Annotated in this window: 8 protein-coding genes; 3 read left to right on the forward strand and 5 right to left on the reverse strand. The window is 68.4% G+C overall.

Features of this window, described 5'->3' with window-relative positions:
• Positions 1-1,236: TIGR02270 family protein (locus tag D7V93_RS32110; RefSeq protein WP_120647011.1), on the reverse strand; the 1,236-nt coding region annotated here is incomplete at its 3' end.
• Between the two features lie 2 nt (positions 1,237-1,238).
• On the reverse strand, positions 1,239-1,763 hold the full coding sequence (locus D7V93_RS32115; RefSeq protein WP_120647012.1) for a DUF6484 domain-containing protein: 525 nt from the start codon (positions 1,761-1,763) through the stop codon (positions 1,239-1,241).
• A 316-nt stretch (positions 1,764-2,079) separates the two neighbouring features.
• Between D7V93_RS32115 and D7V93_RS32120 the strand changes: the two genes are divergently transcribed.
• Complete coding sequence (locus D7V93_RS32120; protein ID WP_341870976.1) at positions 2,080-3,144, forward strand: M57 family metalloprotease; 1,065 nt, start codon at positions 2,080-2,082, stop codon at positions 3,142-3,144.
• A gap of 181 nt (positions 3,145-3,325) precedes the next feature.
• Here D7V93_RS32120 and D7V93_RS32125 read toward each other — a convergent pair whose 3' ends face one another.
• On the reverse strand, positions 3,326-4,144 hold the full coding sequence (locus D7V93_RS32125; protein ID WP_120647014.1) for an SDR family NAD(P)-dependent oxidoreductase: 819 nt from the start codon (positions 4,142-4,144) through the stop codon (positions 3,326-3,328).
• Positions 4,145-4,332: 188 nt separating this feature from the next.
• On the opposite strand from D7V93_RS32125, the gene D7V93_RS32130 reads away from it, so the two are divergent.
• The gene (locus D7V93_RS32130; RefSeq protein ID WP_120647015.1) at positions 4,333-4,728 is read left to right on the forward strand and encodes a hypothetical protein; all 396 of its coding nucleotides are present in this window, start codon (positions 4,333-4,335) and stop codon (positions 4,726-4,728) included.
• 99 nt (positions 4,729-4,827) lie between these two features.
• The gene (locus D7V93_RS32135) at positions 4,828-5,550 is read left to right on the forward strand and encodes a hemerythrin domain-containing protein (RefSeq protein WP_120647016.1); all 723 of its coding nucleotides are present in this window, start codon (positions 4,828-4,830) and stop codon (positions 5,548-5,550) included.
• A 578-nt stretch (positions 5,551-6,128) separates the two neighbouring features.
• On the opposite strand, the gene D7V93_RS46990 is transcribed toward D7V93_RS32135, so the two are convergent.
• Together D7V93_RS46990 and D7V93_RS32160 are read right to left on the reverse strand one after the other, a co-directional pair.
• Positions 6,129-6,731 carry a transposase gene (locus tag D7V93_RS46990; protein WP_244237647.1) on the reverse strand — a complete coding sequence of 201 codons (603 nt, stop codon included), beginning with the start codon at positions 6,729-6,731 and terminating at the stop codon, positions 6,129-6,131.
• A gap of 46 nt (positions 6,732-6,777) precedes the next feature.
• A complete protein-coding gene (locus D7V93_RS32160) occupies positions 6,778-7,611 on the reverse strand; it encodes a hypothetical protein (protein ID WP_147451450.1) in 834 nt (277 codons plus the stop codon).
• Positions 7,612-7,856: the final 245 nt, after the last annotated feature.

Below are 7,856 nucleotides of genomic sequence, written 5' to 3' on the forward strand. Positions count from 1 at the left end.
CCCCAGGACCGTGCGCTGCTGGTGGGTGAAGGCGCGTGTCTGGACGAGACATGCGCCCTGGCTCCGCCAGGCCAGCTCCAGCGCCAGCACCGGCCTGCGCCACATGGGCCCCTGCTCCAGCGCGTCCAGCAGGACGTCCGGGCCGAACTCGCGGCCCCACAGGTAGCGCTTGCCCTCTGAGAAGCGCTGGCGAGCCTCCTTCCACCACGCCGCCACCGCCGGCTGGGCGGGCACGGGCAGGGCGTCCTCGGGCCGAGGCTCCAGGTCCTGGGACAGGTCCTCCACCAGCGGGGGAAGCTCCTCCGGCTCCTCGCGGGGCAGGACGTAGGGGCCCGCCCACTCGAGGCCGGTGATGGCGCTGAAGGCCTCCGCGGCGAGCGGCGCCACGCGGCGCTCTCCCATCAGCTCCAGGCAGGCCTCGGCGGCCTCGCGCCGACCGCTGAAGCCGAGCGCCCAGAGCGCGTCCGCGCGTGCGTCCTCACGCCCCAGCAACCCGACGAGCAGCTCAAGGTCCCGGCGCTCGCCGCCAAGCGCGAGCACCACCATGGGCAGCCGTGCGGCGCGCGCCGCTCCGGTCACCCGTGCGCGGCAGGCCTCCCATGCGGCCCCTGCACCGGACACCAGCCCGGCCTCCAGGGCGGCGTCGGCGACTCCGGGGCGAGGGTCCTTCAGCAACCGCGCCAGCCATAGCGCCTCCACCTCGGGCGGCAGGGGCCACAGCCCCCGGAGCGCAGCCGCCACGACCTGGCCGTCCGGGTGGGAAAGCCGCTCCAGCGGCGGCCGGGACACCTCCCGCCGGAACGCGAGCACGTCGAGGGCCAGCGCCACGAAGGGGGCCTCCTGCATCCCCTGCCAGGGCTGGAGCACCACGCCCGGGAGGTCCCTCCTCCCGCTCAGCTCCAGGGCCCGCTGGGCCGCGGAGCGCAGCTCCCCGGGCAGCGTCCCCAGCAGGGCCTCCATCGTGGAGGTCTTCAGCACGTCCGGCTGGGCCAGCAGCGCCCACAGGGCGGCGCTCAGGCGCGTGGGCTCCTCCGACTCCAGCGCGGGCAGCAGCAGCGCCTCGGCCACGGGCGCCCCACCCACCACCAGGGCATCCAGGTGCGCCAGCAGGCGCTCCTCCACGGTCTCCGTGTCCGCCAGGGTACGGTCGGGCGCGGCCAGGGCGCGCTCCCACTGCGTCCACAGGAAGGCCGCCTCGTCCAGGTGCTCCTCGTAGACGTCCCGCAGAAAGTGCATGGTCAGTTGATCTGCACCGAGCCACCCTTGATGCGATGGGTGCCCGAGGCATGGCTCTCGATGAGGGTGCCCCGGATGACGACCCGGCCATTGCGCCGCAGCGTGATGCTGGCCTGCCCGCATTGAAGGACAATCTCGTCCTCCCCCTCGATGACGACCCGCTTGCCGTCGACCTGGGCCTCGACGGGCTGCTGCGCCGGCCGGGCCGCCGCCTCCAGGACCTCGTCGATGAGCGGCGTCGGGCTGGACGTCTGCTCCATGCCAATCACCAGGGGCAGCCCCGGGTCACCGTTCTCGAAGAGCAGCACCACGGGCTGGCGGGCGGCAATCGCATCCTGCAGCGCGGCGGTCTCCAGCGAGATGGTCCTGCGAGCGACCCGCGGGCCCGCGCGGTTGCCAGGGAAGTCGACCAGGAGCCTTCCCTGCTCATCCGCCCCGGCAATCCAACCCAGCCTGCTTCCCCAGATGGGAGCGTGCTCCTCACCTGCCAGCACCTCGGTGGCGGATGGCTGCGATGGAGACTTCATGCGTACACCTCGGGAGCTTGCCGGCCAGGTCCATTCCAGACAGCACTGCGAAGCATAAGCGGAATGGGACGCCCTGTTGAGGGGGCGGGCAGGTGCAAAGGGGTCGAGGGGTGCCGCTGCCGGAGGCAGCAAGGCGGTGTGCCGCGCCGGTGTAGGGGGCCGTGCGGGAGAGCCACGGAACCGGCTCTCCCATCTGCCTGGATGACGCGTCAGTTCAATCGAGCGCCCACAGATTCTCTGCATGATTTCCGGCCGCGTTGGCTCACTCCTTTCGGTGGAGCAACGATGCGAACTCGTGCATTGAAAGGAAGCCCCCTTGCGTAAGCTTTCCATGGCGTTGCTGGCCGGTGTTGCCCTCGTCGGCTGCGGCGTCGACCCGGAGACCGAGAACCAGGAGATCGTCTCCAACCTGATCGAGGCCGGGTTTCCGGCCGACGACATCATGGTCGCCGACGAGAGGGTCTACGTGGGTCGCGATGCTCACGTGACCCTCGATGCGTCCCGCGAAATGCTCCAGGCCCCTGCGGGGAGCGCTGAGCAGTACCGCTCGACCAACCTCGTCGGCTCGAGCGTGACGAAGATCTGCGTCAACCCCACCTCCACGTTCGACAGCTACACCCTCCTGAGCCAAGGGCTCGACCTGGCCATCGCCAACTACAATGAACGGGGCCTCCGGATCACCTTCGCGCGCGGCCCGACCACCGGCTGCACCGCGAACATCATCGCGACGACCATGGACGGCGCTGGCGGCTGGACGGGCTTCCCCTCGGGCGGCCTGCCCTACGGGGCCATCTTTATCGGCACCGGGCTGCAGAGCTACAGCGTCGACTTGAACGAGCACATCATCACCCACGAGCTGGGCCACTCGATCGGCTTGCGCCACTCGGACTACTACGATCACAACATCAGCTGCGGCGTCGCCGGCGACGAGGGAGCTGGTGACCTGGGCGCCATCCACATCCCTGGGACGCCGACCACGGCAACCTTGGGCGGGTCGGTCATGAACTCCTGCGCCCGGACGACCGAGACCGGCGAGTGGACCAGCTCCGACATCACCGCGCTGAACTCCCTCTACTCCCCTGGCAGTGCGGTCGCGAGCTGCTCGAGCTACAGCTTCACCTCCTACCGCGGGCAGAACGGGACGCAGATTCGGTGCAGCTGTGAGGCGGTGAGCGGGGGGGCTGTGTGGGGGACGGACCTCTACACCGACGACTCGAGTGTTTGCGCGGCCGCGGTGCATGCCGGTGCGATTCCCGCCACCGGCGGGACGGTGGTCGTCACCATTCAGCCGGGGCAGAGCGGCTACTCGGGCACGACCCGCAACGGCATCACCACGTACTCCTATGGCTCCTGGCCGGGGAGCTTCTCCATCAGCCCGTAGTAGCCACGCCGGCAGCCGGAACGAGGGTCCGTAGGAGAAGGGCGCCACCGGATCCTTGTCGCGGACATGACCACCATCGAGACGATGGACCGCGGTGACGGCGTGGCGTGGAACGCCAGCGACCCAACGCACGCGGCCTGAGCGGAGGATCGGAAGGAGGGAAGGCCCGCGGTCCCGGCCCCTACCCGTCCACGGGCCGGGTGAGGCCCAGCGCGTCCGCGTAGCTGTGCAGTCCGCGGATGTGATTGCCGCCGTCCACGGCGATGGTGTCTCCGGTAATCCAGGACGCGAGGTCGCTGCAGAGGAACGACACCACCTTGGCCACGTCATCGGGCTCGCCCCACGATTTCCCGAGCGGCGTGTGGGCGAGGAAGCCCTGCGCCATGGCTCCCGTCCCCAGGCCGGCCACCTCGGCCAGGGGGGTGCGGATGGCGCCCGGGGCCACGACATTCACCCGGATGCCGTAACGCCCCAGCTCCGAAGCCGCGGCCTTCGAGAAGTTCGCGAGCCCCGCCTTGGAGGCGCAGTAGTGGGACAGTCCGTCCGTCACCGCCGTCTGGTTCAGCGAGGAGATGTTGACGATGGAGCCCGGCTGCTTCGCGGCGACGAGCGCCTTCGCGAGAGCCTGGGTGAACAGGAAGGGCCCCTTGAGGTTGATGGCCAGGACCTGGTCGAACTCCGCCTCGGGCAATTCGAGCAGCGTGCGGATGGTGGCCGTTCCGGCGTTGTTCACCAGGATGCCCGGGAGGCCGAACTCGCGCGTGGCGACGTCGAGCGCTCGCGCCACGTCCTCCGCGCGAACCACGTCTCCCGCGAAGGGCACGGCCCGGGTGCGCCCCTCCGCCGTCCGGTTGAGCTCCGCGGCGGCCGCTTCCAGCTTCTCCGGCGTCCGCCCGAACAACAGCACGTTGGCGCCGTCCCGCATGAGGCGCGCGGCGATTCCCAGTCCGATGCCCTGTCCTGCTCCCGTCACAATGGCACTGCTCGACATCAGCTTCATGGTGTGGCTCCTGGGTGAGGCTTTGGCGATGGCCCACGACTCTATGCCGACCCCGCGTCGCCGCTCGGGCCTTCCGCACGTTTCGTGGCAGAGCTTGTCGAGCACCCGCTTCCCAAAGCCAGACGCTCCATGAGTTGACGTCACGCACCGCCCTGCGCTCTGTTCGTCTCATGAAAGCTCCCCTCTCAATGTTCGTGAGCGCAGCTGTCACCCTCGCCTCTGCTCCCGCCCTCGCCCAGGACCGCGAGAACGACTTGCTCGGCGGCAAGCCTCCTCCCACGGGCACCGGGATGCTCGTCGCCGGCAGCATCTTGACCGGTGTGGGTGCGGTCAACCTGCTCACCTCACCCCTCTGCAAGACCAGCCTGATCCCCCGCGACACGCAGGACGTCTGCTTTGGCTCCTCGCTGGCAATCGGCGGCGTCTTCGCGGCCGTGGGCCTCCCGCTCCTGTTCGTGGGCATCAGCCGCCACAGCACCTACGTGGAGTGGAAGCGGCAACACCGCGCCCTCTCCGCGCTCACCGACCTCGGCGTCGCGCCGGCCCCAGGCGGCGCCGCGCTCACGTGGAGCGCCTCGTTCTGACTTCGCGGCCAGGACGCATCCGGATCGAACTGGCTGGAACTGGAGAAGGACCGCGAGTTGTTCGGGGAGTTGCTGAAAGACGATTGAAGGAGGCACTTCATGGCGGAGAGAGAGAGTTCGCGACGGTCCCTGCTGTTGACCGTGACAGGTGTCAGTGCAGGCTGGGTGCTGGCCGGATGCGCGACCCCATCCGCCGGGAGCAAGCACGGTCCAGCGGAGTCGGGAGAGCAGAAGCAAGAGGAGGACGTTTCTCCCGCGGAGGATCTCATGCGAGAGCATGGGGTCCTGCGGCGGGTGCTGTTCGTCTACGAGGAGAGCCTCCGGCGCCTTGCTGCAGGTGAGGAGGTGCCACCCCAGACGCTCGCGGGCGGAGCCCAGCTCATCCGCCGCTTCATCGAGGACTACCACGAGCGACTCGAAGAACAGTTCCTCTTCCCTCGCTTCGAGAAGGCAGGGAGGCTGCTGGAGCTGGTAGGTGTCCTGCGCGAGCAGCATGCGAGGGGACGGCAACTCACGGCCGACGTGCTGCGCCTCGCGACGCCTGAGGGGCTGAGCAACCCTGATTCCGTGGCGTCGTTGACGCGCACCCTTCAGTCTTTCATCCGCATGTACGGCCCCCACGCGGCACGTGAAGACACGATCCTCTTCCCTGCGCTGCGACAGGTCATCTCCGCCAACGAGTACGACGCGCTGGGCGAGGACTTCGAGCGAAAGGAACACGAGCTGTTCGGCGCGGACGGCTTCGAGGGGGTGGTGGAGGAAGTCGCCACGCTTGAGAAGGCCCTGGGAATCTACGAGTTGTCGTCCTTCACGCCCCGATGACACGGCTCCACCGCATGGAGCCCACGCCACTGCGCAGCGCGGACGAGACACCGATGAAGCCGAAGCCCGGCACGCCCCACCTGGGGCCGCCGAGGTCCGCTGGCGCGTCCTGGAGGGAAAGCGCTACGCACTGGGGACAGGCGGCACGCTGCTGCTTCCCACATCGGAAGGGACGCCGCGGCCGGGGGCTTTCGCCTAGGTGGGCCCGGGGGGTGGATGATGCGCGCTGACGTCCTGTTGCTGGCCGTGGTGCTGCTGGCCACGGGATGCGCCTCCGTGTCGCAGGCGCCTGGGCATGACCGGAGCTTGAGCTTCGCGCCGCGTGAGTCCCCCTCGCCCACGTGGGAGGAGGCTCCAAACGATGAGCCCCCGCGCGCCTGGGACTCCCGCCCCCGCGCCCTCTCCGGGCCTGAGCAGCGGCTCCTGCGCCGCCAGCAGCCCAGGTGCGCACTCGCCGTGCGCAACCCCAGGTGCTTCAGAATCGCGCGCACCCCTCGTGCTCCCTTCACGTACGCCAACACCCTTAAGCTTGCCTCCACACCTCACGCAGGCCAACACGTCGAAGTCGAACGTCCTCCTCAGCACCTCGGCAAAAGTCCACTCGCGGCGTCCTCTGCTTCATCCGCTCCGTTCTGGCCGCTGCCTCCTTCCCCGCTCTCGCCTCCTGCGCACCTCCTTGAGGGACCCGAAATGACCGCAGTTTGGCGCCTGGAGCGAAGACGCCGTGGAACCTCGTGAGGTTTGCCCGAGGCACCAGGCACCAGGGACGCCACACGTCGTAACAGTTCCAGTCCGGTGAAGAGCAGGTGCGTCGTACCGTCCGGCAGCGGGCGCTTCATCCGATAGGCAATGCGGCCATCCTCCACTCGTGACAAACGCTCCAGCGCCAGCGCACCGCGTGCCCCGTAGCGGCATCGCCGCTCCAGCCCCTGCCTGTCGTTCGCATGCAGGTGCGTATTGGCGTGCAGGGAGAAGCCCTCCGGGAAGGCGCACCGGGGCTGCTTTCGGGGAGGAGGCCGAAGCTCCACCTCCGTCCAGCGCAGCCGCTGCTGCAGGGAATGCGCCTGGTACGCCTGCAGCGCGTCCTCGGGCCCTTGCGCGGGCAGGGTCCCTCTTTTCTCCAACAGCCGCAGCACCCGGTGCAGCACACCCGCCCGGCGTCTTCGAAGCGGCTTCGGCATCCATTCAAGGGGGCCCGCGCCCACTCCACTCGCGGGCCCCGGGCAATCACTTGCTGTTCAGGGTCACGGACTCGTCCAGGACGGTGACCTTGTTCACCGCGCCGGTCATCCCGATGTGTGTGAACGAGGAGTACGGATAGGCGCCGTCCTCAAGTTGCTCCACGAACTCGATCTCATCGCCCGTCACTTGCGTGCCATCGTCCAGAGTCACCCGGAACGAGTTTTCCTGGAAGTGCACCGTCCAGATACAGGCCCCCTGGGTGTCCCCACTCAAGGCCGATCCGCCATCACTGCGGGAGAAGGTTTCGACCAGCCGGAGCCAGCGGTGCAGGGCTTCCTGCATCTCGACGATGACCGACTTCAGCCGGTCGCCCGGAAGCTTGTAGTAGGCCACCTGCTCGCCGTGGTCCCGCACGATGATGGTGTAATCCGAGCCGCCAGGGCTTCCAGTGAACGTGGGCCGCAAGCGCAGGACGCCCGGATGGTCCGGGTCCGGGGCCATTCGCAGCGTGCTGATGACCTGGTCCTCGCTCCGGCCGTAATAGGTCACGGCCTTGTCGCCTTCGCCGAAGTCCACGATGGAATGCTGCCGCCAGCTCTCAGCGCGGCCCACTGCCCCGACGACGCCGTCCTCGTCCCCATTGCCCAGGCCGGTGACCACCAGGCCCTCGTCCGTGGCATCCAGCGCCGCATTGCCCGTGGTGCAGTGGGTGATGCCCTCGAAGCGATTCACGCAGCCATCCGTGGCCGCCGTCATTTCCTGCGACGTGGCTTTGGGGCCGGATTCTTGCGAGGGCTCCGCCTGACAGCCCGCGAACGCTCCCAACATCGTGGCCGTTAGCAGCCGGCCCATGAACATTCTCGTGCGCATCTTTGACATCCATGCCTCCCTGGGGTGTGGACAGCGGATGCCAGTCATTTGCAATGGTCAGACCATGCCTGTCGGCTGCGCAAGTCCTTGGATGACAATGTTTGTCGTCTGATGACTGTGGCGATTCAGGTCACAGTTGGCCGGACTTTGTGGCGCTTTCCGCTCTTTCTGTTATTATCAGTTCTGGACAGTACAGAACCCGCAACGCATAAGAGGGATGGAGGCCCTGTTGAGGGGGAGGGAGGGTGCAGAGG

Source organism: Corallococcus llansteffanensis, assembly GCF_003612055.1.
Taxonomy (GTDB): Bacteria; Myxococcota; Myxococcia; order Myxococcales; family Myxococcaceae; genus Corallococcus; species Corallococcus llansteffanensis.